Origin of the sequence: Streptomyces sp. NPDC058240, assembly GCF_042882135.1 — a bacterium.
Taxonomy (GTDB): domain Bacteria; phylum Actinomycetota; class Actinomycetes; order Streptomycetales; family Streptomycetaceae; genus Streptomyces.
The window spans coordinates 1-1,947 of record NZ_JBHVWT010000147.1; the positions used below are offsets into that span (position 1 = coordinate 1).

Here is a 1,947-nt window from a genome sequence, read left to right on the forward strand (position 1 = left end):
ATGGCCATCACCGAGGCCGGCAGGACATGATGAAACGGCAACGGAGCTCCTCGAGTACAAGCTGTCTTGGACGACTGCCTGTACCAACGAGCTCCTTTGCTCTTGCGTCGGAAATCTTTCAACTGGCGCGCATGACCTGCGAAAACGTTAACTACCCGGCCTTGGGTCAAGGGGCAAGGGCCGTGACACTGAACACCCATCACGAGGACGGCGCGTACGACCCGGAGGGCGACGACGGGTTCGGGTGTGGCTGCGACGTCACGATCGTTGGTGACGACGAGGAGTACAACTTCCACCGCGGCGACTCGGAACGGCCCCCCTGGTATGCCACCCGGCGGCACGCTCCGCGGCCGCTTCACCGACCGGTCGGACCACCGCCGCGCTCCCTGTCGGTGCCCCGCGCGGTGAGCGGCCCGAAGAGTCAGGCTCCGGGCTGGATCGGGCCGATGACGGTCCCGGCGGTCACCTCGAACCGGCCTTCGGCGACGGAGGTGCCCGGGATCTCTCCATCCGGGGCCCTGAGGGTGAACGACGCCTCGTCCGCCGGGGTGGCGTGGCCGTTGTTGGAGACCTGGATGTCGAAGTGGACGGGTCGGCCCGGGCCGAAGGTGACCACGGCTGTCTGATCGCCGTACTCTCCGGCCGTGATGCCGAGCGGCGTGCCGTGGTGCGCGAAGGCCACGTCGGTCGGGGAGCCGGCCAGTCGGCACGCCGCGTATCCCTTCGGCGCGGTCAGGGTGACACGGAAGTGGACGTGCCCTGAACTGGCTTGGTCCTGCCTGATCTTCGCGAGGTGGTTGGCGGGCCGACAGGCCGACGGGGCGGCGGCATCGGACGATGTCGCGGCGCGCGCGGTGCCCACGCTTGCGATGGCTGCCAAAGCGATGGCGACGACGGCGACGGACGTGCGGTTGGTACGCATGCTCAGCTCTCTCCTTGCCTTGCCGACTGGTCCCGCGGACCTTCCCCACAGAACCACAGGTCGGCGGGATTCCTGCCCGGCGCTCTTCACGACAATGTCACGAAACGTCAAAGAACAGCCCTTCCGGACAAGGCCACCGGCGAGCCGGGCCGGTGGGCGGGGTGCGGAGCCGGGCTGCCCACCGGGGGTGTGACCGAGATACGCGCCAAAGGGGCAACGGGATGATCTTGAAGCCCTGATCCGCTCGGATTTACGTGCGGCGACGTGCAGCGGGGTCGCGTTCGGCGACGTGTCGGGCGACCGAGTCAACGCCGGGGCGGGCGTACCGCTCCAGGGAGCGGACGGAGGCGTGGCGGGAGCGGGCCAGCAGCATCGGGGTGGAGGTGCCGTCCTCGGCGTCGTGTGTCAGGGCACTATGCCGTAGCCGGTGGAGTGTCCAGCCGTCCAGGTCCTCGATGTCCTCGGGTGAGGCGAGGGGGTTGGCCAGCAGGCGGGTGTTCTCCTCGAAGACCTCTTCAGCCCGGCGGTAGGAGAGTCGGGCCCGGCCGGTCTCCGGGCACACATCCAGTGTCGACGTTCCGGCAGGGGCCTTGCGGTCGGTGAGGAACAGCGGGCCGCGGGTACGGCGGGCGATCAGTCGGGGCAGCAGCTGGGCGGTGCCGGACTGCCAGTGAATCCACTCGGTCGCCCCACCCTTGGCGGTGATCTTCCCTCGCTTGTCCTGCGGGTACAGGTCTTCGACGTTCAGGCACAGCACCTCGTCGGCCCGTGCGGCGGACTCGTAGAGCATCTTCCACTGCGTCTTCTCCCGCAGGGCCACGTCCAGCCGCCACAGGGCGGCGATCTGAGAGGGCAGTAAGTAACGTGCTGCCCGTTTCGCGCTTGCAGCTGGAGCTGTCGGGCTGGTGGTGGCCTCTCCGGGTGGCTATAGCCGCGGCTGGGTGAACAATCCCTGCTCGGGCTCGATCAGGATCCCGCGTTCGGCCAGCCGCTTGAGCTTCAGCCGGACGTTGTTGACGTTGCTG

2 protein-coding genes are annotated in these 1,947 nt (G+C 68.3%); both read right to left on the bottom strand.

Annotated features, from left to right (window positions below; all coding sequences use genetic code 11):
- Window positions 1-421 precede the first annotated feature (421 nt).
- Window positions 422-922, bottom strand: coding sequence for a DUF4232 domain-containing protein (locus tag ACFVX4_RS42020; protein WP_389988777.1), 501 nt, complete (start codon window positions 920-922; stop codon window positions 422-424).
- A 250-nt stretch (window positions 923-1,172) separates the two neighbouring features.
- A complete protein-coding gene (locus ACFVX4_RS42025) occupies window positions 1,173-1,742 on the bottom strand; it encodes a site-specific integrase (RefSeq protein ID WP_389988780.1) in 570 nt (189 codons plus the stop codon).
- Window positions 1,743-1,947 lie beyond the last annotated feature (205 nt).

Excerpts from the sequence above, each read along its gene's own strand:
- ACFVX4_RS42020 (WP_389988777.1), bottom strand. The coding sequence starts at position 922 with ATGCGTACCAACCGCACGTCCGTCGCCGTCGTCGCCATCGCTTTGGCA.